23 protein-coding genes, 2 tRNA genes and 1 pseudogene are annotated in these 26,568 nt (G+C 61.9%); 12 read left to right on the plus strand and 14 right to left on the minus strand.

Annotation, left to right across the window (positions count from 1 at the left end; translation table 11 throughout):
* Window positions 1-258 precede the first annotated feature (258 nt).
* The 6 genes from ACYHH6_RS24880 to ACYHH6_RS24905 form a co-directional block, all read right to left on the minus strand.
* Window positions 259-1,494 (minus strand): outer membrane protein transport protein, encoded by a 1,236-nt coding sequence (locus ACYHH6_RS24880; RefSeq protein WP_352588194.1) that lies wholly within the window; start codon window positions 1,492-1,494, stop codon window positions 259-261.
* A gap of 359 nt (window positions 1,495-1,853) precedes the next feature.
* Entirely contained in the window at window positions 1,854-4,637 is a 2,784-nt protein-coding gene (locus tag ACYHH6_RS24885; RefSeq protein ID WP_352588191.1) for a valine--tRNA ligase, read from the minus strand.
* 257 nt (window positions 4,638-4,894) lie between these two features.
* Entirely contained in the window at window positions 4,895-5,812 is a 918-nt protein-coding gene (locus ACYHH6_RS24890) for a PopZ family protein (protein ID WP_352588188.1), read from the minus strand.
* A gap of 371 nt (window positions 5,813-6,183) precedes the next feature.
* On the minus strand, window positions 6,184-7,572 hold the full coding sequence (locus ACYHH6_RS24895; RefSeq protein ID WP_352588185.1) for a TolC family outer membrane protein: 1,389 nt from the start codon (window positions 7,570-7,572) through the stop codon (window positions 6,184-6,186).
* A gap of 185 nt (window positions 7,573-7,757) precedes the next feature.
* Complete coding sequence (locus ACYHH6_RS24900) at window positions 7,758-8,432, minus strand: protein-L-isoaspartate O-methyltransferase family protein (protein WP_352588182.1); 675 nt, start codon at window positions 8,430-8,432, stop codon at window positions 7,758-7,760.
* Window positions 8,433-8,541: 109 nt separating this feature from the next.
* Window positions 8,542-8,615 (minus strand) — tRNA-Cys (locus ACYHH6_RS24905).
* A 262-nt stretch (window positions 8,616-8,877) separates the two neighbouring features.
* Between ACYHH6_RS24905 and ACYHH6_RS24910 the strand changes: the two genes are divergently transcribed.
* The gene (locus ACYHH6_RS24910; RefSeq protein ID WP_352588179.1) at window positions 8,878-9,039 is read left to right on the plus strand and encodes a hypothetical protein; all 162 of its coding nucleotides are present in this window, start codon (window positions 8,878-8,880) and stop codon (window positions 9,037-9,039) included.
* A 24-nt stretch (window positions 9,040-9,063) separates the two neighbouring features.
* Here ACYHH6_RS24910 and ACYHH6_RS24915 read toward each other — a convergent pair whose 3' ends face one another.
* On the minus strand, window positions 9,064-9,324 hold the full coding sequence (locus ACYHH6_RS24915) for a hypothetical protein (RefSeq protein WP_352588176.1): 261 nt from the start codon (window positions 9,322-9,324) through the stop codon (window positions 9,064-9,066).
* A 232-nt stretch (window positions 9,325-9,556) separates the two neighbouring features.
* On the opposite strand from ACYHH6_RS24915, the gene ACYHH6_RS24920 reads away from it, so the two are divergent.
* Window positions 9,557-9,631, plus strand: a tRNA-Asn gene (locus ACYHH6_RS24920).
* A gap of 247 nt (window positions 9,632-9,878) precedes the next feature.
* On the opposite strand, the gene ACYHH6_RS24925 is transcribed toward ACYHH6_RS24920, so the two are convergent.
* The 3 genes and pseudogenes from ACYHH6_RS24925 to ACYHH6_RS24935 form a co-directional block, all read right to left on the minus strand.
* Window positions 9,879-10,769 (minus strand): FHA domain-containing protein, encoded by an 891-nt coding sequence (locus ACYHH6_RS24925; protein ID WP_352588173.1) that lies wholly within the window; start codon window positions 10,767-10,769, stop codon window positions 9,879-9,881.
* Window positions 10,770-11,322: 553 nt separating this feature from the next.
* Window positions 11,323-11,457: pseudogene (locus ACYHH6_RS24930) on the minus strand (ATP-dependent DNA ligase); the annotation flags it as partial.
* Between the two features lie 1,286 nt (window positions 11,458-12,743).
* Window positions 12,744-13,103: a hypothetical protein gene (locus tag ACYHH6_RS24935; RefSeq protein ID WP_352588170.1), complete on the minus strand. Its 360-nt coding sequence runs from the start codon at window positions 13,101-13,103 to the stop codon at window positions 12,744-12,746.
* A gap of 269 nt (window positions 13,104-13,372) precedes the next feature.
* Between ACYHH6_RS24935 and ACYHH6_RS24940 the strand changes: the two genes are divergently transcribed.
* The 5 genes from ACYHH6_RS24940 to ACYHH6_RS24960 all read left to right on the plus strand — a co-directional run bounded on the left by ACYHH6_RS24940 (window position 13,373) and on the right by ACYHH6_RS24960 (window position 15,941).
* Window positions 13,373-13,534: a hypothetical protein gene (locus tag ACYHH6_RS24940; RefSeq protein ID WP_352588167.1), complete on the plus strand. Its 162-nt coding sequence runs from the start codon at window positions 13,373-13,375 to the stop codon at window positions 13,532-13,534.
* Between the two features lie 64 nt (window positions 13,535-13,598).
* A complete protein-coding gene (locus ACYHH6_RS24945) occupies window positions 13,599-14,030 on the plus strand; it encodes a cupin domain-containing protein (protein WP_112565404.1) in 432 nt (143 codons plus the stop codon).
* Between the two features lie 106 nt (window positions 14,031-14,136).
* On the plus strand, window positions 14,137-14,892 hold the full coding sequence (locus ACYHH6_RS24950) for a copper homeostasis protein CutC (protein WP_352588164.1): 756 nt from the start codon (window positions 14,137-14,139) through the stop codon (window positions 14,890-14,892).
* Window positions 14,889-15,380 carry a GNAT family N-acetyltransferase gene (locus ACYHH6_RS24955; protein ID WP_352588161.1) on the plus strand — a complete coding sequence of 164 codons (492 nt, stop codon included), beginning with the start codon at window positions 14,889-14,891 and terminating at the stop codon, window positions 15,378-15,380. The genes ACYHH6_RS24950 and ACYHH6_RS24955 overlap by 4 nt, the downstream gene beginning before the upstream one ends.
* Window positions 15,381-15,452: 72 nt before the next feature.
* Window positions 15,453-15,941: an SRPBCC family protein gene (locus ACYHH6_RS24960; protein WP_352588158.1), complete on the plus strand. Its 489-nt coding sequence runs from the start codon at window positions 15,453-15,455 to the stop codon at window positions 15,939-15,941.
* Window positions 15,942-16,103: 162 nt separating this feature from the next.
* On the opposite strand, the gene ACYHH6_RS24965 is transcribed toward ACYHH6_RS24960, so the two are convergent.
* The 3 genes from ACYHH6_RS24965 to ACYHH6_RS24975 all read right to left on the minus strand — a co-directional run bounded on the left by ACYHH6_RS24965 (window position 16,104) and on the right by ACYHH6_RS24975 (window position 19,877).
* A complete protein-coding gene (locus ACYHH6_RS24965) occupies window positions 16,104-16,901 on the minus strand; it encodes an FAD binding domain-containing protein (protein WP_352588155.1) in 798 nt (265 codons plus the stop codon).
* A gap of 12 nt (window positions 16,902-16,913) precedes the next feature.
* A complete protein-coding gene (locus ACYHH6_RS24970; protein ID WP_352588152.1) occupies window positions 16,914-19,265 on the minus strand; it encodes a xanthine dehydrogenase family protein molybdopterin-binding subunit in 2,352 nt (783 codons plus the stop codon).
* A gap of 111 nt (window positions 19,266-19,376) precedes the next feature.
* A complete protein-coding gene (locus tag ACYHH6_RS24975; protein ID WP_112565388.1) occupies window positions 19,377-19,877 on the minus strand; it encodes a (2Fe-2S)-binding protein in 501 nt (166 codons plus the stop codon).
* A gap of 324 nt (window positions 19,878-20,201) precedes the next feature.
* Here ACYHH6_RS24975 and ACYHH6_RS24980 point away from each other — a divergent pair, with 324 nt between their 5' ends.
* Together ACYHH6_RS24980 and ACYHH6_RS24985 are read left to right on the plus strand one after the other, a co-directional pair.
* Window positions 20,202-21,308 (plus strand): FIST N-terminal domain-containing protein, encoded by a 1,107-nt coding sequence (locus ACYHH6_RS24980; RefSeq protein ID WP_352588149.1) that lies wholly within the window; start codon window positions 20,202-20,204, stop codon window positions 21,306-21,308.
* Between the two features lie 4 nt (window positions 21,309-21,312).
* On the plus strand, window positions 21,313-22,656 hold the full coding sequence (locus ACYHH6_RS24985) for an ATP-binding response regulator (protein WP_352588146.1): 1,344 nt from the start codon (window positions 21,313-21,315) through the stop codon (window positions 22,654-22,656).
* Between the two features lie 580 nt (window positions 22,657-23,236).
* On the opposite strand, the gene ACYHH6_RS24990 is transcribed toward ACYHH6_RS24985, so the two are convergent.
* Window positions 23,237-23,920 carry a response regulator gene (locus tag ACYHH6_RS24990; RefSeq protein ID WP_023681717.1) on the minus strand — a complete coding sequence of 228 codons (684 nt, stop codon included), beginning with the start codon at window positions 23,918-23,920 and terminating at the stop codon, window positions 23,237-23,239.
* 208 nt (window positions 23,921-24,128) lie between these two features.
* On the opposite strand from ACYHH6_RS24990, the gene ACYHH6_RS24995 reads away from it, so the two are divergent.
* From ACYHH6_RS24995 to ACYHH6_RS25005, 3 genes are read left to right on the plus strand one after another with little or no spacing between them, the layout of a single operon-like run.
* A complete protein-coding gene (locus ACYHH6_RS24995) occupies window positions 24,129-24,821 on the plus strand; it encodes a fumarylacetoacetate hydrolase family protein (protein WP_352588143.1) in 693 nt (230 codons plus the stop codon).
* A 4-nt stretch (window positions 24,822-24,825) separates the two neighbouring features.
* Window positions 24,826-25,476, plus strand: coding sequence for a maleylacetoacetate isomerase (gene maiA, locus ACYHH6_RS25000; protein ID WP_352588140.1), 651 nt, complete (start codon window positions 24,826-24,828; stop codon window positions 25,474-25,476).
* 36 nt (window positions 25,477-25,512) lie between these two features.
* Window positions 25,513-26,553 (plus strand): zinc-dependent alcohol dehydrogenase family protein, encoded by a 1,041-nt coding sequence (locus ACYHH6_RS25005; protein ID WP_352588137.1) that lies wholly within the window; start codon window positions 25,513-25,515, stop codon window positions 26,551-26,553.
* Window positions 26,554-26,568: the final 15 nt, after the last annotated feature.

The raw sequence follows: 26,568 nt of genomic DNA on the forward strand, positions 1-26,568 counted from the left end.
CCATCGCCGAGCCTTCTGGCGCGTGTCCCGAGACGAATTCGAGGTGCGCCGGGTTTATGGCGGGAAATGGGCAATTTCTTCGGCCGGGGCCGCAGCGCGGGGGTTGGCCGGGAACTGTTGCCAAAACGTCACAATCGCGAGAGGCGAAAGTGATGAGACGGATTTGCAACGCCGGCGCGTGGCGGCACGGCTCGACACCGTGCCTCAAACGAAAAAGGCCGGGCAAGTGCCCGGCCTTTTGTGTGAATTTTCAGAGGCTTAGAACTTGATCTTGACGCCGCCAGAAATGGCCGTGACCAGATCGTTGCCGAAATCGTAGCTGACGTCGGTGCCGGCTTGGTAACCGTTGTCGCCATTCACGACCCCTGAATGACCGCTGGTCAGGACGCCGACCGCGCCGGCCAGACGAACTTCGATATTGCGCGAAGGCGTGTAGGCGACGCCGCCGCCCAACGTCCAGGTGTCGGTCTGCGAGCCGTAGCCGTGTGATGTGCCACGATCCCAGGAAAGCTGGCCGGCCGCGCTCCACTCATCGTTGAACTTGTGGCCGATGCCGCCCGTAACCGTCCAGCCGTCGCGATACATCAGGTCCAGCGAGGTAATCTGGCCTGAATGCAGAGCATCACCCGTAACGCATGCCGCAGCGGGAGTACCTACGACGCAAATCGGAACACTCTGCAGCAGGCTCCAGTTGACCCACTTGAGCGAACCGAAGGCGAGCCAGCCGGGCGCAATGCCTGACTGCAACTTCAATTCGACCGTATCCGGCATGTACTGCGTCGCACCATAGATCGGCAGCACGACAAGGCCAACATGCGTCAAGTCCAGCGTGCCCGAGATGTTGTCGAGCTTGACCCGCGAATTGTAGACGAGGCTGGCGCGCAGCGCGATTTCTGGGATTTCATAGGCAAGGCCGGCGCGCCAGCCCCAGCCCGTGCCCTTGAGATCAACACGACCGGTTCCCTGGAAACCCGGCACCAGCGGCGACACCAGGTCTTCCTTGAAGCCATAGACTTCCTGGTAATAGACGCCGCCGATGAAGCGAACCTGGCCTTTGCCGGCATCCATCTTGTAAGAACAAGTGCCGGCGTAGTTGTTGCTCTTGATGTCGGTTTCTATGTTGGACTCGGCACCGGCCCACAGACCCGGATTTGTGTGCGCGCCCCACGGCTGGGAATAGTCGAACATGCAGTCGACGCCCTTGACGACCTCGGCCTTGACGCCGATGCGCGGCACCCAGTAGCTCTTGCTGTCTTTCGCCGTGCTGCCCAGGAATGTAAGATTGCCGTCACTCGGATCGGTATCGACCGCGTTCTTGAGCTTGCGCTGTGGCATCACATAAGTCGCCTCGGCTTCCGTGGCGAACGGAGCTGGGTCGAACAGAAGGTCGATGTCGTAGCCACCGCGCTCGATGCCGCCGGCATGCGCGGAACCGATCAAGCCCAGCGAAAAACACCCCGCCCCCAGCAGTGTTTTCAAACGCAAATTGCTCATGGATGTCCTCCCCGAAATACTAGTGGGTGAAGCTAGAACCAATTCAGGTTAACGGTGCAACAATGAAATCACATAGCGTACACGTACACTCTTGCGGACCTGATTTCGAACACAGTGGCGGCCTGGCCAGCAGGTCCAAAAATGGCCATTTGGGAGGCACATTAGGAAAAAAATCAGAAAGAAACGCTTAAAACGGCGCGAAATCCGGCTGTTTTGCCGGCATTCCGCCCGATTGTTACATTATGGCAACAATGGGGCTGAAACTTTCCGTTTACGTCAATATTAACGCAACGGAATGCCTGTTTTTTGGGCAAAAGAGCTGTCGAGAAGCGCTAGTCGGGGCCTCGCGAACCGGGTGTTCAACCGGCGTCGCGCACCCTGGTCAACGCCACCGAAAGCTTCTCCTGCTGATCGCGGTATTCGTCGAGTTTTTCGCGCTCGGCTGCAACGATCTCTTCCGGCGCGCTGGCGACGAATCTTTCGTTCGAAAGCTTCTTGTGCAGCCGTGCGATTTCCTCGGTCACCTTGGCCAGTTCCTTCTGCAGCCGCGCCGCCTCGGCGGAGAGATCGATCAGGCTGCCGAGCGGCAGACAGATGGTCGCTTCGTTGAGCACGATCTGGGCCGAACCCTTGGGCGCTGCGTCCTGCAGCGAGATGTCGCCGACCCGTGCCAGCCGCTTGATGGCGGAAGCATGGCGTTCCAGCCTCTGATGGGTCTCGGCGCTGGCGCCGACCACCACCAGCGGCGCGATCGCTGCCGGCGGCACGTTCATTTCCGAGCGCACTGAGCGTATGCCGGAGACCAGATCGACCAGCCAGTTGATGTCGGCGGCCGCATCCGCGTCCTCGAAGTCTGGTGATGGCCAGGCGGCGTGGCAAAGCAGCGTTGCGCGCGTCCTGCCCTCGCCTGCCGTCTGCGCCCACAATTCCTCGGTCATGAACGGCATCATCGGATGCAGGAGCTTGTAGATCTCGTCGAGCACGAAGGCGACGCAGGCGCGGCTTTCCGCCTTGGCCGCCTCGTCAGTGCCCATGAACACCGGCTTCAGAAGTTCCAGATACCAGTCGCAGAACAGGTTCCAGACAAAGCGGTAGGCAGCGCCCGCCGCCTCGTTGAAGCGGTAGCTGGTGATGCCCTCGGTGATCGCGTGCGACGCCCTGGTCAGCTCGGTCAGGATCCAGCGGTTGACCGGCAGCTTGGCGTCGTTCAACCAGAAATCGTCATTGCGCGCGACCTCGTTCATCTCGGCAAAGCGCGTCGCGTTCCACAGCTTGGTGCCGAAATTGCGGTAGCCGGCGATGCGCGCCGGGTCGAGCTTCACATCGCGCCCCTGCGCCGCCATCACCGTCAGCGTGAAGCGCAGCGCGTCGGCGCCAAACTCGTCGATGAGGTCGAGCGGATCGATGACGTTGCCTTTCGACTTCGACATCTTCTGCCCGTTCTTGTCGCGCACCAGCGCATGCACATAGACTGTGTGGAACGGCTCCTCGTGCATGAAGTGCAGGCCCATCATCATCATCCGGGCGACCCAGAAGAAGATGATGTCGAAGCCGGTCACCAGCACGTCGGTCTGGTAATAGGTCTTCAGCTCCGGCGTGTGATCCGGCCAGCCCAGCGTCGAGAACGGCCAAAGTGCCGAGGAGAACCAGGTGTCGAGCACATCCTCGTCACGGGTCAGGATCTCGCCCGGCTTGAAATTCTCGAGCTTGTCCTCGACCCAGGCCTTCCACGGCCCTTCCAGCGCCAGATAATATTCGATGGCAGCGGCCAGCGCCTCTTCCTCGGTCTTCTCGACAAAGACGCGCCCGTCAGGCCCGTACCAGGCCGGGATCTGGTGGCCCCACCACAACTGGCGCGAAATGCACCAGGGCTGGATGTTCTCCATCCAGTCGAAATAGGTCTTTTCCCAGTTCTTCGGCACGAAGTTGGTACGGCCTTCGCGCACCGAGGCGATTGCCGGTTTGGCGAGTTCGGCGGCATTGGCATACCACTGCTCGGTCAGGAACGGCTCGATCGGCACGCCGCCGCGGTCGCCATGCGGCACGGCATGACGGTGCGGCTCGACCTTTTCGAGGAAGCCGCCGGCCTCCATCAGGTCGACGATCTTCTTGCGCGCGACGAAACGGTCGAGACCGTCGAGTTCGTCCCAGACGGCCTGACGCTCCGGCGTGATCTCAAGGCCAGCGAGGAAGTCCTCGTTGTCCTTCAGTTTGATGGCTGCCTCGATGGTCAGGATGTTGATGGCCGGCAGCTTGTGGCGCTTGCCGACCTCGAAATCGTTGAAGTCGTGCGCCGGCGTGATCTTGACCGCGCCGGAGCCTTTTTCCGGATCGGAATACTCGTCAGCCACAACAGGGATCTTCCGGCCGACGATAGGCAGGACGACATTCTTGCCGACCAGATGCCGGTAGCGCTCGTCGTCCGGGTGCACGGCGACCGCCGTATCGCCCAGCATCGTCTCCGGGCGGGTCGTCGCCACGGTGATGAAGGTTTTCGGATTTTCCGGATCGAACGCCTCGCCCTCGATCGGATAGCGGAAGTGCCACAGATTGCCGTTGACCTCCTGCGGCTCGACCTCGAGGTCGGAGATCGCCGTCAACAACTTCGGGTCCCAGTTCACAAGGCGATTGTCCTTGTAGATCAGCCCCTCCTTGTACAGGCCGACGAAGACTTCGAGCACGGCCTTGGACAGGCCCTCATCCATGGTGAAGCGTTCGCGCGACCAGTCGGCCGAGGCGCCGAGCCGCTTCAGCTGGTTGAAGATGGCGCCGCCGGATTCGGCCTTCCACTCCCAGACCTTCTCGATGAATTGTTCGCGGGTGAGGTCGCGGCGATGGATCTGTTTTTCCATCAGCTGGCGTTCGACCACCATCTGCGTGGCGATGCCGGCATGGTCCATGCCGGGCTGCCACAGCACATTCTTGCCGCGCATGCGCTCGAAGCGCACGAGGATGTCCTGCAGCGTGTTGTTGAGCGCATGGCCCATATGCAGCGAGCCGGTGACGTTGGGCGGCGGGATGACGATGGTGAAGGCCTCGGCACCCTCCTCCGCGCCGGCGCCGGCGCGAAAGGCGTCCGCCTCTTCCCAGATTTTGGCGATCTTGGGCTCGACGGTCTTGGCGTCGTAGGTCTTTTCAAGCATGGGAAAATGGTCCGCGCTATCGGGAGTTTTGCTGACCCGGTGTAAATCGGAAGGTTTTGGCCAAGTCAACCGCAGGGCGGCCTGGTCCTTCACCGGCAAATAGGCGTCGCCCCGGTCATTTCAACGGGAAGGCCATGCCCGTGGTTTCATTGCCGCGGATATCGACGGCAACCTGATCGCTTTTGCCACAGCAGCCAAGGGAAGCTGAAGCTCAGAAAAAGCTCAAGGCCGCGCTTTTCCTCTTCGGATCGGCGGAATTACTGCGCGCCGCGCGCGACGCGCTCGATTTCCTCGCGCACCAGGCGCTCGACCAGCGTCGGCAGATTGTTGTCCAGCCAATCCTGCAGCATCGGCCGAAGCATCTCCTCGGCCATCTCGTCGAAGGTCTTCTTGCTGCGGCTGGCAAAGGCGTCGGAGAGCTCGCCGAAGGCCGCTGCGACCTGCCGTCCGGTGTGTTCCGAAACGATCGCCGAGCGAACCGGTGTTGCATCGGCCTGGCGCGCCTGCTCGCTGCTCGACGGGCCTGACTCGAAAGCCGGCTCGGCCGCGAGATCGTCCTCGAAAGCCTCGATCTCCGCGGCAGCAGCCTGCCGCTTCTCGGTCTCTTCCTGCCTCATCTCTTGCGGCCTGATCTCTGGCGGCCTGACGTCTAGCGGCTTGGCCACATCGGCGGGCTTTGTCTGGCTGCCCACGGCTGCAATTTCGCGCCGCCAATCGGTGACGATGGAATCGGTGGTCTCCGCCTTTGGCCGGGCTGGCGCTTCCGCCCTGGCTGCCGGGGCAGACTCGCTGGCTATTCTGGCGCTCACTTCCGCCAGGGTCATCGGCGCATGCGTGGGGGGCGCGACGGTTGTAGCAGCAGGATTTGCCAGCGTGGCCGGCTTCACCGAAGCCGGCTCGGAGCGCGGCTCCAGCCGCGCCGCGACAGGTTCGGCCAGTTGCGCCTGCACCTCGGCTAGCGTCACCGGCTTCTTGCTTTCGGCCGCGCTGTGCGGCTCGCTGCGGAAGGCGTCGACATCCGAGGCCGGCCCGGCGGCAGGTACAAGGTCCTGACGCAACTCATCGGCGTCACCCGGCTGCTTGCGGCCGGTGTCGCTGTCTTCGATGATCCTTCTGATGGAAGCCAGTATTTCTTCCATGGAAGGTTCGCGCTGCGCGCTGCTTGCCGTCGCCATCGTCACATCCGCCGCCCCGCGCATGACCCCGAAAATCGGTTCGATTTTCGGACAGGATCATGCGCAAAATCCAAGTGCTACAGCGTCCTTGCGCGTCCAATCGGACGCGCGGCGCTGTAGTGACCCGTTCTAAGATTCTCTGTCCGTCAAAGCCGGACACGAATCATGGCGACAGCGTAGCCGACGGATCGCCATCGGAGAATCCCCAATCTCGGGAGATGCGGGATTTCAACAATTTAGACATGGCTGCGAACCGAAAACCTTCTTCGGAAAAGATCCTGTCGGTACAAAAGGATAGCGCCGCGAATCCGTGGAATGCGCGGCGCTCTAACACTCCAATCCTGGCGGGACTTGAAACCGCCTGGGCGCGATCAGCGGCCGTCCGGTGTGCGCAGACCGATCCACTTGTCCTTGACGGCTCTGTAGTGCTCTTCAGGCTTGTACTTCACCACATTCAACGCCAGGCTCTCGACCGACAGGCGGCCCATGGCCGAGAGGATAGCATAGCTCGCCACCACCACATCGCGCTCGGAGGTGGCAAGGTTGATCTTGGCGCTGATGACATCGTTCTGGGCGTTCAGCACATCGAGCGTCGTGCGCTGGCCGACATTGCGCTCTTCGATAACGCCGTTCAAAGCCAACTGCGCGGCGGCGATCACCTGCCGGTTGGCCGCGACGCTCTCCTGTGCAGCGGTGTATTGCGTCCATGCCGATGTCACCGCCTGACGCACCTGGTCGCGGCTGACATCGACCTCGATGCGAGCCTGGCTAAGCGATTCCTTCGACTGGCGGACCAGGGCCGAGGTGCGGCCACCCGAATAGATCGGAATGGTCAGTGTCGCACCGATGTTGGCGGAACGGGTGGTGCCATTCTGCGACGTCAAGGTTTCCGGCGAGTTTTTGGAGTAGTCGTCCGAAACGCCGGCGGAAGCGGAAAGCTGCGGCAGCAGCGCACCTTCGTGCGACTTCACTTGAAATGCGGCCGCGTCGACCAGATGCTCGGTAGAAAGAATGGCCGGATGTTCGGTCGCCGCGATGTCGATCGCCGCATCGAGGCTCCTCGGCAAAAGCTTCGCCAATGGCGACGCCGCCTTGAGCTTGCCCGGCTCGTCACCGACGATCTGGCGATAGGTTGCGGCACTGGCCAGCGCCTGCGCGCGGGCCGCACTCAACTGCGCCACCGCCTCCGAGCGCGAGGCGTCGGCCTGCGCCACGTCGGTACGCGTGCCTTCGCCGACCTCAAAGCGCGAGCGCGCCGCGCGCGCCTGCTCGGTCAGGAACTGCAAATTCTGTTCGGTCAGCACCGCCACCTGACGGTCATGGATGACATCCATATAGGCGCTTGCCGCGTTGAACAGCGTATTCTCTTCGGTGTTGCGCAGGCTCTCGACCGACGCCTTGACCTGCGCCTCGGCTGCCGCGACGTTGTTCTTGGTCTGAAACCCGTCAAACAGCATCTGATTGATGGCGACGCCGAAGCTCCCGGTTGTCAGACGAGTGCCGGCGTTTGAACCGTTGAGGTGCCGGCTGGCGTAGCCGACGTCCGCATTCCCGGTAATGACCGGCCTGTATCCCGACTTGGCGATCGCCACGCCCTCATCGGTGACGCGCACGCCCGCACGGGCCGAATTCAGCGACGAATTGTTCTGGTAGGCCTTGGAAAGCGCGCCGAGAATGGTTTCCGCCGAGGCGGCTATCGGCGAAAGCGCTGTCGCGGAAATAAGGACGGTAGCAAACAAGCTTTTGGCTAAGGACGGCACTTTAAATCCCTCATTCGTTTTGCACGGGAACCACGCCACGCCAGCCAATCCCGAGGGATCAGCCAGCGCCGCGTCGATTATCGTTCCCCCGCTGACGGCCTCCCGAAACACCGGTTAACCAAATCAGCAACGATTGTCCAATCGCAAGCCAACATGACAGCGCCTTTGCTGCAAGGCAAAATCACTTAGAATTCGAACGCATGAATACGTTCAAATCCCGGTAGTGGCTTAATTGCCGCATTAAATGCCCTTCTTCCGGTTACAACCCCCCCTGCTTTAAAAAACAACCGGGCCACACCCGCATTGCCCTGCCCTTCAACGGCGACCAGACGGCCACCTTCGGCGAGTTGGCCGAGCAGCGCCGCCGGCACTTCCTCGACGCTGCCGCCGATCAGAATCACATTGTAGGGCGCCTTGGCGGCATGGCCTTGCGGCAGCGGCCCGGTGACCACGGTGACATTGTCGCAGCCCTGCGCCGAGAGTGCGGCCTCGGCCGTTTCTGCCAGTCCGGCATCGCTTTCCAGCGCAATGACGGATTTTGCCAGCCTGGACAGGAGTGCTGCGCAATAGCCGGTGCCGCAGCCGACATCGAGTACCGAATCGCCGGCGTCGATCTCGGCCAGTTGCAAAAGCTTGGCCAGCGGCGACGGCTCCATGAGGTAGCGCGCTCCGTTGCCGTCGGCGCCGTCGGCGATGCGGATATCCTCGTCAATATAGGCAAGAGCCTGCTGCTCGGCCCCTACAAAGGCCTCGCGCGGCACGGCAAGCATGGCATCGAGCAATGCTGCGTCGGTCACATCGGTGGTGCGGACCTGGCCGTCAACCATCTTGACTCGAAGCTCGGAGAAATCAGCGCTCATGTCCCAACCAATCCGTCAAAAACCAATGCGCCGAGATGCGCTTGCCGCGCCAACACTGCGGCGCATTCGACCGGAACTCAAGCCCCCGCCGCGCGGGAGCTGAAGCAACTGGAGGCCTCGCCCGGAATCGAACCGGGGTGCAAGGATTTGCAGTCCTCTGCGTAACCACTCCGCCACGAGGCCTCGTCGCTCCCGGCGAGCGAACTCAATATGGTGGCGACGAAAGGTCGTCAAGCGTCCGCGCAGCATTCCGGCGCGCTTTCCGCGTCAGCCTCCGCAACGTGGTTCCCGAGCGGCTAATCGCTTGGCACGCCAGCATATTAGCCGGTCATTAAGCATGACCGAGCGCCGGACGAAACTCGAACCCATGGCTCTGCGTAGCGGGAGATGGAGGTAATCCATGCGTCGGCCCGCGGCAGACAGGGTATCCAGCACATCGGGCAGATTGTCGCTGCTGCGCTGCGAACAGCTTGTGCGCTACGCGATCGACCGCCTCGCCATCGAGGGCGCAAGCCGGCTCTCGCCGCACGATCGCGCGCGGCTGGCTTCAGCGGCTGCCGTCCTCAAGGAAATCTGCGAGGGGCTGGAAAAGCGCAGCGACGGCTGAGCCGGGACCGTGCGCCCATCGCTTTCAACCCGGCCGCCGGCGTCGTTCCCACCAGACGACGAACCGCCGCCGCTGGCGGCGCACCGCGGCAAATTCGTAGGAAAGCACCAAAAGGCCGAGCGGAATCATCCAGAAACCGAGAATCGGCAAGAAGCCGAGAATGCCGAAAAACACCAGCACGACGCCGATGGCGATCCTGAGGACGCGTGAGCGCGGCATGGTGAACTCGCGGCCGAACACCGCAATTTTCCGCGCCGGTGCCTGGTTTTCGCCTGCTGCAGTCATGTCGAACGTCGATCCGGTTGCCACCAGTTAAAGCCATATATCGTAAAGGCTGCAATCGCCCTTTCGGTTCCGCCGACCAGGGCCGGACGGCGTCCAAGACCGCTCATATGTGGTTTCATCGGGCGATTGCCAGAAACCATTGCATGAAAAAGCGCTAAAAAATGCGAAATGCTTCTTTGCAAAGCCGAAACGGGTTTGCTATAGGCTGCGCCACTCACATGAGAGCCTCTGTTCCCCGGTAGCTCAGTGGTAGAGCAACCGGCTGTTAACCGGTTGGTCGCTGGTTCGAATCCGGCCCGGGGAGCCAACATTTCCATAGGTTTCAGAGTTGCAGGAACAGCCGAAAATTGGCTGGTCTACAGCATATCTACACAACTCGACTTCGCTAGGCGCCGATCGGCATGAGATCGCCCGAAGGAGAGAAAATGGCCATGGAACACGTTTTGACGATTTGATCGGCCTGCAACGGACACGGCCGAGACGGAATTGGCGCGCCTTTGCTGCAGCATTGGCAATTCGCCTCGCCCTCGCCGCTCTGATGCTCTCCAGCCGGGTCAGCCTGAGATAATTTCGTAGCTAAGGATCTGAGCGTCGCTGAGGGACGACCTCCGCCCAGGCGAGATGACGCCGGAGCCGAACAGGAGAACTGCTTCACGGCGAACGAACACTTCATGGTCGGGCCCAGTCGACACAAATGTGCCCGACGAGCTTCGCTCAACAAGCCCCGCCCTGCCGTTCGAAATGGTGAAGGTCGCGTGGTGCCTTGAGACCCAGGGCCGCGGGACGACGATATTGCATTCAGGAGATCGGCCGATGGTCACGAATTCGTTGTTGCGGCAAGATCGCAACTGATCTCCATAGCGGATGACCAGATTGATGTGCCTTGGCGGGGCGAACCGCCTATCGATAATGGTGCCCCGGCTGGCGATCTGCGTAGTGAGTGCCCCATCATCGCCACCCAGGGTATAGACGTCGAACGGCTCTTCCTTCCCCTTGAAGGGCATTTTGTCGATGAGCCGCAAGGAACTGCGGCCCTCTGAGGAAAGGGCTTCGAAGAAGCTCTGGCTGATCAGCACCTCCCCCGGGTTGGCCGTGGTGGACAACCTTGCGGTGACATTGACAACGTCGCCGAATACTTCGCCCCGCGTGCGAATAACCGCCCCGAAGTGCAATCCGATCCGGGTGGTCAGCGACCCTCTTGTCAGCTGGCTAACAATTTGACGGACGGCCCTCAGTGCCCCCTCTGGCCTCTCGAACAGGCTAAGCACGTCATCGCCCTTCGAGTGAATGAAATCACCGCCGTGCCGGGCGGCGATCTCGCGTATCGCGTCTAGGCAATCCGAGACCTGCTGCAGAGCGGCATCGTCGCCGATGCGCTCATAGAGCGGCGTGCTGCCCACCACATCGGCTAAGAGGACTGCGGCTAGAACTCTTTCCTGATCCATCGTCCTAAAACTCCGGCACCGGCCTATGCTTGCGTTGTAGAATGCACGGCAGCGCAGTGTGGCGCTACCGTCAGCACGACATGGTGGGCATGGCCCGCCTGCCTCTGATAGCCGTCCGGGCGGTTGCGGTGCTGATGCTGCCGGCCACCGGCTGACTTAGGCGATCACACCATTAAGGGCACGCAGGCGACTCAGTTACGCTTCTCAAGCGGCGGACCTTACCCGCCTTTGGCCGGCGCCTGCCCACCCAACCCCCTATCGCCACTACCGAGCTACCCGTCTCCTGCAGGAGGTGCTCTTGAACGCCGTGCGGCTATCACTGGGAAGGAAGTGCAGTTCCTCCAATGGAACGGGACAGGGCCGGCGCAGCCGCCAAGCTAGGGGTCGAAAGGTGTCCCGTCGCCTTTTCGAACGAACGAAGGGCGGCGGGACAAAAACCGGCGATAAGGGATGTTAATCGTCGGTCCAAGCGTTCTATCTCCGCAACGAAACAGCATCATGTCTGCTCGCGGAAATCCTGTAACGAGGCGTGCCGCAAGTCCTCCTCGCCGCGAAGATGCGTGCCCTCTTCGTCGATCACTATCTGCGATCGATACCCATCGAATTTGACTTCGTGAATCCAGGCATCGCCCTCGGGAGGCTTCTCCACAAGGGTCGGCATCAACGGCTCGACAAACTTCAAACGCATGCGCCAGCCCCCAACCGGCAATTCAATTAGCATGCGCTTTATTAGTTCCGGAAAATTTTAACGAATCATTGACCGCGCTGTCCCAAAATAGGACGGCGCGGTCAAATCCCAACCGACTGCGCAGGCGGCTCCGGCAAACGCGCCCTACCCAGCCCAGTGTGCCGGAGCCGCTCCCACACCCGTCTTATTACCAGCAACGGTTGAATCAACGGTTACGACAAGGCCCAAGCACGCTCCCGAAATAGGTCTCGCGCTGCTTCTCCGCCTCTCGGGCCAACCTGTAATTTTGGCGACGGGCACTATAGGCACGGCAGACCTGATTGCTTGGCGGAATCGCTTGCCGCCGTCGGTTGGCGGCCCAGTTTTGATCTCTCCTGCTCAAACGCATGACGAAGGTACGGCGAAAGTCGGCTAGGTCCTATAGCGGTGGGTCAATTCCGCCCGGCCGGCGCTTAGGCAGGTAAAGCCCCAAACCCGACTGCCTGGGCGCCGGTTTGATTTCGTGCATCTTGTGCTTGCAACCAAAGTCTCGCGTTTGGGTAGCTATCTCCCATTGTGAACCGGAACTCGCCGGATGTTGGCCCCAACCCCAACTCCCGACGAGCCCATCCCGATTTGTCACACAAATCAGGGCCGGGATTAGCCGGCAATTCCAGACTTTGCACAAAAGGTGCCAAGTCTTCCCCGATCAAATCAGAGGCCGTTCTGCCAATCTGTTAACCAATTCACTTTGACGGCCCTCACGTGTCGACGATGTCGGACATCGAACCGCCGAATTGTCATGTCGGGCGGGAAGGCTTCACCAGACTGCTTTCAAAGCCAGCGATTGTGCCCATCACAGGACGGCATGACGTTACGTCAAGAATCAGCTACCGCTGCAGCTGCGGCGGACCCGATTCCCGCTTGGCCGGCGCTGATCAGGCAACCTCCATTGCGGCGCCGGCCCCTTTACATCATCGACCAACTTGAAGATGGCATTGCGTTGCCAAGAAGCGCTTGGCTGAACTACCGCCGGCCGAATCATTGCCCCCAGGATGTCACGCCCAGCATCGCGTAATCGCGTTGCGCAGTGCTCTGCCGCCAACCGACAATTCAATTAGTATGCACTTAATTAGATCCGGAGAAATTAGATCCGGAGAATTTTAACGAATCATTGACCGCGCTGTCCCAGAATAGGACGGCGCGGTCAAATCCCAACCGGCTGCGCAGGCGGCTCCGGCAACCCAACCCCCGCCGCACTGTCGGAGCCGCTCCCACACAACCCATTAGTACCAGCAATGGTTGAATCAACGGTTACGACAAGTGCTTTCCAATGCGCTTTTCCAGTCGTTAGATTTTGATGGAAAAAAGGGAATAGTCGTGCTGGGATCCAGCAGCCGGTGATGGCCCACGCTGGATTCGGGACGTGGGCGTTTAGTTTCCCGCGCCAGTACGGCGACAAGCACCGAGCAGTCGAGTTCCTCGTTGAATGAAACGCACGGATCCGCCTCCAGCAAAATTTGCGCCAGGCGAAGCGATTTCAATCTCGCCGTCTTGGCTACACGTTCAGCGCATTCGACCTCGATGACCGCTTTCGCGGACCGCGCACCTGGGCGATCTCCCAGCCAACACATTCCTGCAACCTCGAACTCCCGATGCTGTTCCATCCATCGGTTCCATACATTCGTGAACCATGTCGCCGTTCATTTTGATGAAGCCTTGCCCACGCTTAGCAGGGATTCACATCGAATTCAGTTCGATCTGGGATCGGCCTATGGAAACGATCCTTTGAGATGCGCGACATGCCATCGGCGCGGAAGAAACTAGCTCTGTGCAAACCCCGAAGCGGTGTCCAGAGGTGCGGCGATAGGACGGCAGGGACAACATCTGGACTCCAATTGGCATGAACCGCATTGTACTCGCGGGAGAAGTCAAAATGGACAAACTGAACATAGGGGCTGATCAGGCCAAACGCTGGAGAGACCAGGCCGTGCGCGGTCGCCGGAGGCGCCTTTCGCGTAACGTCGCCGCGTGGGTGCTGATCCTGATGGCGATAATCGTCTTCTCTGGTCTGATTGCCTTCAAGGCGTACAGATAGCCAAGGCTCGCCAGCTCGCGTTCATCCCTGCCGCGGGACGGTGAAGGCAGAACCTGGAGGAACCATGCGAAAGATTCTGGCATCGGCACTGCTGCTCGCGGCCGCGCTATCTGCAAACCCTGCCGCGGCGCTGGACAGTTCCAGCCCGCCGGTCGTCGTCACACCGCTTGCCGATCGCACCCAGACGGCTTCGGGCCAGCCGATCGTGCTGCCGCAGAAAAATGTCCAGGTGCTGGTCTCGACCTACGATATTGCGGTGGGCGCCACGCTGCCGGTGCATAAGCACCCGTTTGCCCGCTACGCCTATGTCGAGGCTGGAACGCTCAAGGTGACGAATGTCGAGACCGGCAACAGCAACACCTACAAGACTGGCGATTTCATCGTCGAGATGATCGGCCAGTGGCACCAGGCGACCAATATCGGCGACGGCCCGGTCAAGCTCCTGGTCATCGACCAGGTCGAGCAAGGCGCCAAGAACACGGTGCTGCGCCAATAACAGCGGCCGGGTTGCCGGCTGGCCCAAGCAGCGATTGGCTGTTCCGCTTTCCCGGCAACCGAGCCAATGCTAGGGCTGGCCGTCTGCAATCACGAAGGATCGCCCCTTGGCCGGAAATGCTCGCCCCCTGATCGAAATCTGCGTCGAAGGCATCGACGGATTGCTGGCGGCGCAGGCCGCCGGCGCCGACCGGGTCGAGCTCTGCGCCAGCCTGGTCGAAGGCGGCATCACGCCCAGCTTCGGCACGGTGCGCGCTGCACTCGAGAGCGCGACCATTCCCTTCCATGTCATCGTGCGGCCGCGCGGCGGCGATTTCCTCTACAGCGAGGCCGAATACCGCTCGATGCTCGCCGATGTTGCAGCACTTCGCGATCTCGGCGTCGCCGGTGTCGTCGTCGGCTGCCTCAATGCGGATGGCACCATCGACGAGGCGCGCATGGGCGCACTGGTCGAGGCGGCCGGTCCGCTCGCCGTCACCTGCCACCGCGCCTTCGATATGACTCGCGACCCCGCCGAGGCGCTGGAAGCGCTGATCCGCTCCAAGGTCGGCCGCGTGCTGACCAGCGGCCAGAGGGACACAGCGGTGGAAGGCGCCGGCCTGCTGGCGGATCTCGTCCGCCAGGCCGGCAGCCGCATCAACATTCTCGGCTGCGGCGCTCTCGATCCCGGAAACATCGCTGGGGTACTGGCAGCCACCGGGCTGACGGAAATGCATTTCGCCGCGCTCAAGGACTTGCCGAGCGCAATGGCCTACCGCAACCCGCAAGTCGGCATGGGCGGCACCGATCTCGACCGCGAGTACCGCACCACGGTGACCGACGCGGCGCTGGTGGCGGCGACGATTGCGGCGGCCAGGACATGACGGCCGCGCCGATCAGCCGCGTCTCGCGCCAGGACGAAGCGGCGATCCTCGCACTCAACAATGAGCATGCGGCCGAACTGTCATGGCTCGAACCCGAACGGCTATCCTTCCTGCTTAGCGAAGCGTTTTACATCAGGCGCATCGGCTCCCTCGAAGCCTTCATCATGACCTTTGACCAGGATGCGCGCTACGATAGCCCGAACTTCCTCTGGTTCCGCGAGCGCTATCCACGCTTCGTCTATGTCGACCGCGTCGTCGTTGCCGGCGAGGCCCGGGGCCGCGGCCATGCCCGCCGGCTCTATGAGGATCTGTTCGCAGAGGTCGCCCGCGCCGGCCACAGCATCGTCACCTGCGAGGTCAATGCCGACCCGCCCAATCCGGTTTCGGACGCCTTCCACGCCGCGCTCGGCTTTGCCGAGGTCGGCGACGCGGTGATCCATGGCGGCAAGAAGGCGGTGCGCTACTACCTCAGGCAGATCGCTGACTGACCCGGGCGGCTCTGGCGCCACAAACAAGCCAAGGCTAATGTACCCGCTTCCAGCAACCAGGGCGAAACACCAATGCCGAGCAACGTCTTCCGCTTCGACGAAAGCTGGGACATTCCCGAGGCGACGCCGCAACAGGTCTGGGACGTGCTCTCCGATGCCGAATTGCTGCCGCTGTGGTGGAGCGACGTCTACAAGAAGGTCGTGCCGCTCGACCGCAAGGGCAAGGGCGTCGTCGGCTCGCGCGCCAAAGCTCGGGCGCGCGGCGCCCTGCCCTATGAATTGAACTTCATCATCGAGGCGGCCGAGCTCGAGCCCGGTCGGCTGGTGGTGGTCAAGACATTCGGCGATTTCGACGGGCTGTGGCGGGCGGAACTGTCGCCTTCGGGAACCGGCACCCACGTCGATCTCGTCTGGCAGGTGACGGTCGAGAGGCCGATCCTCAAATTCCTGGCGCCGTTGCTCAGGCCGGCCTTTGCCTGGAACCATCGCTGGACGACGCCGCGCGGCGAAGCCGGACTGCGCCGCTATCTCGCGGCGCAGAAGAAGAGCGAAGCAGCCTGATGCCGCCTCGCTGAGCGCTACTGGAACAGCGCCATGGCGCTGTTGACGGTCATCCAGAACCCGACAGCAGCGGAAAGCCGACGAGCAGCCAGGCGAGCGTAAGCTTGAGCGTATAAAAAGGGGCCACGAAGGCCCCTTTTCCATCACTCATGTCAGAAAAATTCAGGCGTTGGCGGCCGCCACCGCGCGTTTTGCCATCACTGCGATCAGGCTGGCGCGGTAGTCGGCTGAGGCGTGGAGGTCGGTCATCAAATTCTTCGCCGAAACCTTGATGACGTCGAGCGCCGATGCGGCAAAGTTCTTCGCCAGTGCCGCCTCGATCTCTTTCGAACGGAACACGCCGTCATCGCCGGCGCCGGTGACGGCGACGCTGACCCCGTCCTTGCCCTTGGCCACGAACACACCGACGATCGCATAGCGCGATGCCGGATTGCGGAACTTTTCGTAAGCCGCCTTGGCCGGCGCGGTGAAGCTGACCGCGGTGATGATCTCGCCATCCTTCAGCGCCGTCTCGAACAGGCCGGTGAAGAACTTGGCCGCCGCAATCTCGCGCTTGTTGGTGACGATGGTGGCGCCCAGCGCCAGCAGTGCCGCCGGATAGTCGGCGGCCGGATCGTTGTTGGCGACCGAGCCGCCGATCGTGCCCTTGTAACGCACGGCAGGGTCGCCGATCAGCGACGCCAAATGCGCAAATGCCGGGCAGGCCTTCCTGAGCTTCTCGTCATTGGCGACGTCGTAGTGAGTGGTAGCGGCGCCGATGGTGACGGTCTTGCCCGACACTTTGACGCCTTGCAGCTCCTTGATCCGCGACAGGTCGACCAGGTCGGAAGGTGCGGCAAGCCGCGTCTTCATCGCCGGGATCAGCGTCATGCCACCCGACAAAAGCTTGGCGTCGCCGCTCTTCACCAGCTTGGCGGCGTCAGCGACCGAGGCGGCGCGATGGTAGTTGACCGAATACATCTTCGTTCCTCCTCAATGCTTCTTCGCCGCGCGGATCGCCGCCCAGACGGTGGACGGCGAGGCCGGCATGGCAATGTCGACAATCCCGATGGCGTCGGTGATGGCGTTGATCACCGCCGGCGGCGAGCCGATGGCGCCGGCCTCGCCGCAACCCTTGATGCCGAGCGGATTGCTCGGGCACGGCGTGTTGGAGGTCGAGACCTTGAATGACGGCAGGTCGCCCGCGCGAGGCATCGTATAATCCATGTAGCTCGCCGTCAGCAGTTGCCCGCTGGCGTCGTAGTGCGCGCCTTCCAGCAGCGCCTGGCCGATGCCCTGGGCAATGCCGCCATGCACCTGTCCTTCGACGATCATCGGGTTGATGATGTTGCCGAAATCATCCGCCGCGACGAACTGGACGATCTCGGTCGTGCCGGTCTCCGGATCGATCTCGACCTCGCAGATGTAGCAGCCTGCCGGGAAGGTGAAGTTCGCCGGATCGTAGAAGGCGGTTTCCTTCAATCCGGGCTCCATGCCGGCCGGCAGATTGTGGGCGGTGTAGGCCGCAAGCGCCACCTGGAACCAGGGCAGGCTCTTGTCGGTGCCGGCAACCTTGACCTCGCCATTCTCGATGACGATGTCGCCCTCGTCGGCCTCGAGCAGGTGGGCGGCGATCTTCTTGGCCTTGGCCTCGACTTTGTCGAGCGCCTTTGATATGGCCGACATGCCGACGGCGCCCGAGCGCGAGCCGTAGGTACCCATGCCCATCTGCACCTTGTCGGTGTCGCCATGGACGATCGAGACCGAGTCGATCGGCACGCCGAAGCGCTGGTTGACCAGTTGCGCGAAGGTCGTCTCATGGCCCTGGCCGTGACTGTGCGAACCGGTCAGCACTTCGATCGTGCCGACGGCGTTGACCCGCACCTCGGCCGATTCCCACAGGCCGACGCCGGCGCCGAGCGAGCCGACCGCCGCCGACGGCGCGATGCCGCAGGCCTCGATGTAGCAGCTCATGCCGATGCCACGCAGCTTGCCTTGCTTGGCGGCGGCTGCCTTGCGCTTGGCAAAGCCGGCATAGTCGGACGCCTTTGTCGCCGCATCGAGCGAAGCGCCGTAGTCGCCAGCGTCGTAATTCATGATCACCGGCGTCTGATGCGGAAACTCGGTGATGAAGTTGGTGCGCCGCAGTTCGGCCGGCGACACACCAAGTTCGCGCGCCGCCGTCTCCATGGTGCGCTCCAGCAGGTAGGTCGCTTCCGGCCGCCCTGCCCCGCGATAGGCATCAACGGGTGCGGTGTTGGTGTAGACGGTGCGCACATTGGCGTGGATGGCCGGGATGTTGTACTGGCCCGACAGCAGCGTCGCGTAGAGATAGGTCGGCACGCAAGACGAGAACAGCGACATGTAAGCGCCGAGATTGGCAATGGTGTCGACCTTGAAGCCGGTGATCCGGTTGTTCTTGTCGAACGCCATTTCGACCGTCGAGACATGGTCGCGGCCATGCGCATCGGTAAGGAAGCTTTCGGTGCGGTCGGCGACCCATTTGACCGGCACGCCGGTTTTCTTCGACGCCCACAGGCAGACGATTTCTTCCGGGTAGATGTAGATCTTCGAGCCGAAGCCGCCGCCGACATCGGGCGCAATGACGCGCAGCTTGTTTTCCGGCGCGACATTGTAGAAGGCGCTCATCACCAGCCGCGCGACATGCGGGTTCTGCGAGGTGGTCCAGCAGGTGAAATGGTCTTCGGCCTTGTCGTAATGGCCAAGCGCCGCACGTGGCTCCATGGCGTTGGGCACCAGCCGGTTGTTGACGATCTTCATGCGGGTGACGTGGGCGGCGGCCTTGATCGCCGCGTCGGTCGCCTTGGCATCGCCGATCTCCCAGTCGAAGATCAGGTTGTCCTCGGCTTCGGCATGGATCTGCGGCGCGCCCTTTTGCAGCGCCTTGGTGGCATCGACCACCGCCTTCAATTCCTTGTAGGTGATCTCGACGGCTTCTGCCGCGTCGCGTGCCTGGCCCTTGGTTTCGGCCACCACGATGACGATGGCGTCACCGACATAGCGCACCTTGTCGACGGCGAGCGGCGACCACGCGCCCATCTTCATCGGCGAGCCGTCCTTGGAATGGATCATCCAGCCGCAGATCAGGTTGCCGATGCCGTCGGCCTTGAGTTCCTTGCCGGTCAAGACGCCGATGACGCCGGGCATGCCTTGAGCCTTTTTGACGTCGATCTTCTTGATCTGCGCATGGGCGTGCGGGCTGCGCACGAAAGCGGCATGCTTCATGCCGGGCACCACCATGTCGTCGACATAACGGCCGGCGCCGGTGATGAACCTTTTGTCTTCCTTGCGCGCCACGCGTGCGCCAATACCTTCAATGCCCATAAGAAAATTCCTCCGGAATTTAGGGGAGTAGGTGAGTAGGGCAGTACGGCAGTAGGGAAATTAGCTCGTGTCCCCCTACTGCCTTATTGCCCTACTGCCCTATTGCCTTACTCACGCCGCCTGTTTCGCCCTGCCCTTCGATGCCTTCGCCATCGTCTTCGATGCGGCGAGGATCGCCTTGACGATGTTGTGGTAGCCGGTGCAGCGGCAGATGTTGCCTTCGAGCTCGGTGCGAACCGTCGCCTCGTCGAGGCCTTCGGGATGGCGCGCGATCATGTCGGTCGCCGTCATGATCATGCCTGGCGTGCAGAAGCCGCATTGCAGCCCATGATGTTCCTTGAACGCGGCCTGCACCGGATGCAGGTCGGCGCCGTTGGCCAGCCCTTCGATCGTCACCACGGTCGACCCGGAGGCCTGCACGGCCAGCATCGAACAGGACTTCACCGCTTTGCCGTCGACATGCACGACGCAGGCGCCGCATTGCGAGGTGTCGCAGCCGACATGCGTTCCAGTGAGACCAAGATTTTCGCGCAGGAAATGAACCAGAAGCGTTCGGTCCTCGGCAGCGCCGCTGACCCGTTTTCCGTTCACGACAAACGAAACGTCCGACATGCATCCTCCCTGGGTATAACCTCGGTAATCATGCTGCCGATGCGGCTTTGGCGCTCGGCCAGGCGCTATTCGTACACCGCACAACGCGCAAAAAACACACGGTGCTCATTGTACTTTCGGTCATGGAGAAACGAAAATCATCGGCTCGTCCGCCCCATTGCCAAAGTGCGGATTGAAGGCAACAATGTCATCGACGCTGGCGCCAAAAGACATAAAAACAGGCGCACACAAAAATGCGTCGGAGGAATGCGGAGAAAGCTGCTGGCCAGTTCACGGACGAGCTATGCATCCGGTCTGTCGGCGCTCACCACAGACGAGCCTGACATGGATGCATTCGCCCGGGCGGTCGCCACCGAGGCCGCTGCCATCAACGCAGGCTTTGCGCTGCTGTTCTTCTCGCAGAGCCTGGTCGACGCCACCGCCCTGTCGCAAGCGCTGAAGACCCATGCGCCGACGCTGGCCTATGCCGCCTGTTCGACTGCCGGCGAGATCACCCCGGAGGGGCTGGAGGAAGGCCATGTGCTGGCTCTTCTGCTTCCTTCGGCCTCATTCTGCGCGGTCAGCGCCATGGTCGACAATCTCTCCTCGTCGGGCATGGACAGGATCACCGGTGAAGTCGAGGCCTTGCGGCGCCTGCTGCGCGGGCGCATCGGCAGTTGCCAATCCAACAGCACCTTTGCGCTCTGCTTCATCGACGGCCTGTCCTTTGCCGAGGAAGCTGTGACCTCGGCCATCCATTGGGGGCTGGACGACATCCCGCTGATCGGCGGTTCGGCGGGCGACGATTTGAAATTCGAAACCACCAGGCTGATCTCGAACGGCAAGGTGGCCTCCGACAGCGCCATCATCGTGCTGATATCAACCGAAATTCCCTTCCATGTCTTCAAGACCGACAATTTCGTTCCCACCGACGAGAAGCTGGTGGTGACGGCATCCGATCCCGACCACCGCACCGTGCGCGAATTCAACGCCACCAATGCGGCCGAGGAATATGCCGCCTCGGTCGGCATCGTCGCGCAGACCCTGACGCCGATGAGCTTCGCCTCGCATCCGGTGGTGGTGAAGGTGGGTGGCGAATATTACTGCCGCTCGATCCAGAAGATGCATCCCGACGGCTCGCTGTCGTTCTTCTGCGCCATCGACGACGGCGTCGTGCTGTCGATCGCCCAGCCCAAGGACATGGTGGAATCGACACGCGCCGCACTGCGCGACGTCGAGGAGCGGCTGGGTGGCATCGACATGATCCTCGGTTTCGATTGCGTGCTGCGCCGGCTCGATGCGCGCAACCGCCAGGTTTTCCGCGACATTTCGGAGCTTTACCGGGTCAACAACGTCATCGGTTTCGGCACCTATGGCGAGCAGTATCGCTCGATGCATCTCAACCAGACTTTCACCGGCATCGCTTTCGGCGAGCGCCAGGCGGCGGAATAGGCCCATGCCGCTCAGGGATATCGACGACGTCGACAGGCTGAAGAAGATCAACGCCGCCCTGGTCAGCCGCGTCGAGCGCTCGATGGACCAGCAAGGCAATGCCTTCTCGCTGTTCCAGACCGCGATTTCGCTGGAAAACCGGGTGCGCATCCGCACCGAAGAACTGCATTCGACGCTGCGCCGGCTGGAGCAATCGAACGTCGACCTCAGCGCCGCCAAGGAAAACGCCGAACTGGCGAACCTGTCCAAGACCCGGTTCCTGGCCGCCGCCAGCCATGACGTGCTGCAGCCGCTCAACGCCGCCCACCTCTCCGTCTCGGCACTGGCCGAAGTGCAGACCAGCGACGAGGGCAAGAAACTCGTCCGTCAGGTCGAGCGCTCGCTGGAGACCATGGAAGACCTGTTGCGCACGCTGCTCGACATTTCCAAGCTCGATGCCGGCGTGGTCCAACCCGACATTGGCGACGTCAATCTGGAGACGTTGTTTTCCTCGCTACGCTCGGATTTCCAGCCGGTTGCCAAGCTGAAGGGGCTGACACTGAAATTCCGCCCGGTCAGCGCCGTGGTGCGTTCGGACCGCACGCTGTTGCGCCGCATCCTGCAGAACATCCTGTCCAATGCGCTGCGCTATACCCGTTCGGGCGGCGTGCTGGTCGGCACAAGGCATCGCGGCGACACCATCCGCATCGACGTCGCCGACACCGGCTGCGGCATTCCCGACGACCAGCGCGAGGCGGTGTTCGAGGAGTTCCATCGCGGCTCCGCCATTCCGGCCGATGCCGGAATCTCCGGCGGCGGGCTGGGGCTCGGCCTTGCCATCGTGCGGCGCATGGCCGCCGCGCTTGGCCATCCCGTGACGTTCTCCTCGAAGGTCGGACGCGGCACGATCTTCCACATCGATGTTCCGGTCGGCATAGGCGCCAGCGCCGACGCCATCGCCAGCCTTGCCGAGATGGAGCGTCCGCGCGGCTACGGCCTGTTCGGCACCAAGGTGCTGCTGGTCGAAAACGACGCCGATGTACTGCAGGCGATGACATCCCTGCTCGAGCGCTGGCAATGCCTGGTGCGCGCCGCGACCTCGACTGAGGACGCACTCAGCCTGCTCGGCGACACCGACTGGGTGCCCGACATCGTCATTGCCGACCAGCATCTCGACGATGGCGATCTCGGCACCGCGACAATAGCCGAAGTCCGCGATTATCTCGGCCGCGCCGTGCCGGCCCTGATCGTCACCGCCGACAGTTCCGAAGCGGTCGTCAAAGCTGCCCGCGCCGCCGGCATCGAGCTGATGCGCAAGCCGCTGAAACCGGCGCAATTACGGGCGCTGCTGGCGCATCTGCTGGCGTAAGAGTGGCCGATGCACCTTCTTGAAAACCTGGGAAAGCTGGCGACAGCGCGCTGCCATTTAAAGATTGGGATTTTGCAAGATCTATTGATGATCACAACCAAAAGACGCAAAAGAAATTATTTCACTGTCACCGTAATTCAATATTAGGATCATACTCTGTATGAGCGTTTGGAAAAAAATTACAACCTATGTAGTCCTGATAGGATTAATCGGATATACGATTTGTAAATCTATATTCGCCTTGTCGACCGGAGAGATGAGAGGTAGGTTCGGCTGGATTAAATTTGACAGTTCTCCAACATTGTTTATAGTTTCATTAATTGGGATGATTGCAGCAACTATAATTTTAATTATTATTTTATATCTTTTATATTACCATGAACGATACATAATATTCATCGCCAATCGTATCTGGGATAGCTATAAGAAATTGAATAATCCTCGCCTGTGATTATGCTTTTTTGGATTTACGGCGACAGTGCACTTCTCCCTTCGCTTCCAATCCTCTGAAACCGCCATGGCCCGCCTCGCCCGCATCGTCATCCCCGAATTACGGCGACGGTGCACTTTCAGCCCACCCTCAAAACCCCGCCTGATCCCGGAAAAGCTCCGCATTGTCTAGCTTCGACACCTCGATCACCGCTTGCGTCCGGCTGTAGACGTTGAGCTTGCGCAGGATCTCCGAGACATGCGCCTTCACCGTGGTCTCGCCGACCTGCAACTCGTAGGCTATCTGTTTGTTGAGCAGGCCCTGGCGCAGCATCTGCAGCACGCGTAGCTGCTGCGGCGTCAGCTTGGCCAGGCGCTGCACCATGTCGGCGCGGTCGGTGCTGTCGGCGTCCGGCGGCTGTCCCTCGTAGTTTTCCGGCACATAGATCGCGCCCTCCATCACCGAGCGGATGGCGGCGGCGAGATCGCTTTTGCGCGCCGATTTCGGGATGAAGCCGGCCGCACCATAGGACAGCGCCTCGGAGATGATCTTCGGCTCCTCATAGCCCGAGACGACAACCACCGGCAGGCGCGGATGGCGGGTCCTGAGCTGCAGCAGCCCGTCGAAGCCATGGACATCGGGCATGTTGAGATCGAGCAGTGCCAGATCGAACGGTTTTATACCACCCAGAAGGTCCAGCGCTTCGGCGATCGAGCGCGCCTCCACCGTGTCGACTTCCGGGTAGGCCATCTGCACGGCGCTGTGCAACGCCTCGCGAAACAGCGGATGGTCGTCGATGATCAGGAAGCGGGCGCGATCGTTGATTGCGGTCATGGGGTTCGTTTCAGTCCTCCCTGGACAGGATACTCCCCTGACCATGGGCAGCTTATTGGCAAATAGTCTATCGCCATCTTAACCCCGGAGGCGAAGCCGACTTCTTCCAAGCAATCAAGGCGGCGCCGATGCTTTTGCGGACGCTCATGCCTTGCCCGGCGGTCGAAATCGGTCAAATGTGCCGGCAGCTGAAGCAGAAAGACCGCGCATGACAGACTTCGTCCTCCCGTTGCCCGCGATCCCATCGGTCGCCATCGCCGGTTCGGCCGAACGTTTTGCGGTGCGCCGCATCTTCTGCGTCGGCCGCAACTACGCCGCGCATGCCCGCGAACTCGGCAATGACGAACGCGACCCGCCCTTCTTCTTCACCAAGCCGGCCGATGCGGTGGTCGACAGCGGCAGCACGATCCCCTACCCGCCGCTGACCAAAAACTTGCACCACGAGATCGAGCTGGTCGCGGCGATCGGCAAGGCCGGCTTCCGCATCCCGCGCGCGCAAGCGCTCGACCATGTCTGGGGCTACGGCGTCGGCATCGACCTCACCCGCCGCGACCTGCAGGACGAGGCAAAGAAAGCGGCGCGGCCCTGGGACTGGTCGAAGGCTTTTGATCGCTCGGCGCCGTGTGGCCCGCTGGTCCCTGCCGCACAATCCGGCCACCCGCAAAAGGGCCGCATCTGGCTCGCCATCGACGGCGCGGTGAAACAGGACGGCGACCTCGCCGAACTCATTTGGCCTATCGCCGATATCGTTTCGATCTGCAGCGAGTCGGTTGCACTACAACCGGGCGACCTGATATTTACCGGCACGCCGGCAGGCGTCGGCGCCGTGGCGCCGGGCCAGACGATGACCGGCGGTGTCGACGGCATCGGCACCATCGAGATCACCATTGGCCAGCCGTGATCCGATGAGCGACCTCGTCCTCCACAACTACTACCGCTCCTCCACCTCCTACCGCGCGCGCATCGCGCTGGAGATGAAGGGGCTGACCTACGAGTACGTGCCGCATCATCTACGTCATGGCGACCATTTGGAACCGGCTTACCTAGCGGTCAATCCGCAGGGGCTGGTACCGGCGCTGATCCTCGGCGACGGCACGCTTTTGACGCAGTCCCTGGCGATCATCGAGTATCTCGATGAGACCAATCCCGAACCGCCGCTGCTGCCCAAGGACGCGCTCGGCCGGGCGCGCGTGCGAATGCTGGCGCAGATGATCGCTTGCGATATCCACCCGGTGAACAATCTGCGCGTGCTGACCTCACTGCGCACCTTGTTCGGCGCCGGCGATCAGGACGTCGTCAACTGGTTCCGCCACTGGGTGAACGAAGGTTTCCAGCCGCTTGAAAAGATTCTGGCTTCGTCGCCAGAGACCGGCACCTTCTGCCACGGCGACGCGCCGGGCCTCGCCGACATCTGTCTGGTCGCCCAGATCGCCAGCAACGCCCGCTTCGGCGTCGACCTGACGCCCTACCCCACAATATCGCGCATCCACGCCGCCTGCATGGCACTGCCGGCCTTTCAGAAGGCAGCGCCGGAGAATCAGATAGATGCGGAATAGGCGCACAATGCCGGAGCAGAGCACGGAGAGTTGCCGATGAAAGCCATCGTCTTCGAAAAATTCGGTGAGGCGCCGAGAATCCAGACCGTTCCGGATCCAAAACCGGCCGCCGACGGCGTCGTCATCAAGGTCGAGGCGACCGGGCTCTGCCGTAGCGACTGGCATGGCTGGATGGGCCATGATGACGGCATCACCCTGCCGCATGTGCCGGGCCATGAACTGGCCGGCATCGTCGTCGCCGTCGGCAAGCAGGTCACCCGCTGGAAGGCCGGCGAGCGCGTCACCGTGCCGTTCTGCGTTGGCTGCGGCCGCTGCTTCGAATGCACTTCGGGCAATCATCAGGTCTGCGAGCACCAGACGCAGCCCGGCTTCACTGCCTGGGGCTCGTTTGCCGAATATGTCGCCATCGAGCATGCCGACACCAATCTGGTGCGCCTGCCCGAGGAGATGGAATTCGCCACCGCCGCCAGCCTCGGCTGCCGCTTCGTCACCTCGTTTCGCGCCATTGTCGACCAGGGCCGGGTGACGCCGGGCGAATGGGTGGCGGTGCATGGCTGCGGCGGTGTCGGCCTGTCGGCGATCATGATCGCCAGTTCCATGGGCGCCAATGTCATTGCCATCGACCTCACCGACGAGAAGCTGGATTTCGCCAAAAAGATCGGCGCGGTGGCGACCATCAACGCCTCGACGACGCCGAATGTCGTCAAGGCGGTCAAGCAGATCACCAATGGCGGCGCGCATATGTCGATGGATGCGCTCGGCCACCCCACCACGTCGTTCAACTCGATTTCCAATCTGCGCCGGCGCGGCCGCCACGTGCAGGTCGGCCTGATGCTGGGCGAACATGCCCGGCCGCAAGTGCCGATGGACAAGGTGATTGCCTTCGAGCTCGAAATCCTCGGCAGCCATGGCATGCAGGCCTACCGCTATCCCGCAATGATGGAGATGATCCGCACCGGCAAGCTCAAGCCCGAGCTGCTAGTGGGCAAGAAGATCAGCCTCGACGAGGCGCCGGCAGCACTGATGGCGATGGGTGGCTTCGAGGGGATTGGCATCGGGGTTGTGACGAAGTTTTAGGCGCGGAGCCGCCCT

This window comes from Mesorhizobium sp. P171375 (assembly GCF_057786075.1).

Bases quoted from the DNA above. Each gene is read 5' to 3' on its own strand.
- ACYHH6_RS24880 (WP_352588194.1), bottom strand. From the start codon at position 1,494: ATGAGCAATTTGCGTTTGAAAACACTGCTGGGGGCGGGGTGTTTTTCG.
- ACYHH6_RS24885 (WP_352588191.1), bottom strand. From the start codon at position 4,637: ATGCTTGAAAAGACCTACGACGCCAAGACCGTCGAGCCCAAGATCGCC.
- ACYHH6_RS24890 (WP_352588188.1), bottom strand. From the start codon at position 5,812: ATGGCGACGGCAAGCAGCGCGCAGCGCGAACCTTCCATGGAAGAAATA.
- ACYHH6_RS24900 (WP_352588182.1), bottom strand. From the start codon at position 8,432: ATGAGCGCTGATTTCTCCGAGCTTCGAGTCAAGATGGTTGACGGCCAG.
- ACYHH6_RS24915 (WP_352588176.1), bottom strand. From the start codon at position 9,324: ATGACTGCAGCAGGCGAAAACCAGGCACCGGCGCGGAAAATTGCGGTG.
- ACYHH6_RS24925 (WP_352588173.1), bottom strand. From the start codon at position 10,769: ATGGATCAGGAAAGAGTTCTAGCCGCAGTCCTCTTAGCCGATGTGGTG.
- ACYHH6_RS24935 (WP_352588170.1), bottom strand. From the start codon at position 13,103: ATGGAACAGCATCGGGAGTTCGAGGTTGCAGGAATGTGTTGGCTGGGA.
- ACYHH6_RS24940 (WP_352588167.1), top strand. From the start codon at position 13,373: ATGGACAAACTGAACATAGGGGCTGATCAGGCCAAACGCTGGAGAGAC.
- ACYHH6_RS24945 (WP_112565404.1), top strand. From the start codon at position 13,599: ATGCGAAAGATTCTGGCATCGGCACTGCTGCTCGCGGCCGCGCTATCT.
- ACYHH6_RS24955 (WP_352588161.1), top strand. From the start codon at position 14,889: ATGACGGCCGCGCCGATCAGCCGCGTCTCGCGCCAGGACGAAGCGGCG.
- ACYHH6_RS24960 (WP_352588158.1), top strand. From the start codon at position 15,453: ATGCCGAGCAACGTCTTCCGCTTCGACGAAAGCTGGGACATTCCCGAG.
- ACYHH6_RS24965 (WP_352588155.1), bottom strand. From the start codon at position 16,901: ATGTATTCGGTCAACTACCATCGCGCCGCCTCGGTCGCTGACGCCGCC.
- ACYHH6_RS24970 (WP_352588152.1), bottom strand. From the start codon at position 19,265: ATGGGCATTGAAGGTATTGGCGCACGCGTGGCGCGCAAGGAAGACAAA.
- ACYHH6_RS24975 (WP_112565388.1), bottom strand. From the start codon at position 19,877: ATGTCGGACGTTTCGTTTGTCGTGAACGGAAAACGGGTCAGCGGCGCT.
- ACYHH6_RS24980 (WP_352588149.1), top strand. From the start codon at position 20,202: ATGGATGCATTCGCCCGGGCGGTCGCCACCGAGGCCGCTGCCATCAAC.
- ACYHH6_RS24985 (WP_352588146.1), top strand. From the start codon at position 21,313: ATGCCGCTCAGGGATATCGACGACGTCGACAGGCTGAAGAAGATCAAC.
- ACYHH6_RS24990 (WP_023681717.1), bottom strand. From the start codon at position 23,920: ATGACCGCAATCAACGATCGCGCCCGCTTCCTGATCATCGACGACCAT.
- ACYHH6_RS24995 (WP_352588143.1), top strand. From the start codon at position 24,129: ATGACAGACTTCGTCCTCCCGTTGCCCGCGATCCCATCGGTCGCCATC.
- maiA (WP_352588140.1), top strand. From the start codon at position 24,826: ATGAGCGACCTCGTCCTCCACAACTACTACCGCTCCTCCACCTCCTAC.
- ACYHH6_RS25005 (WP_352588137.1), top strand. From the start codon at position 25,513: ATGAAAGCCATCGTCTTCGAAAAATTCGGTGAGGCGCCGAGAATCCAG.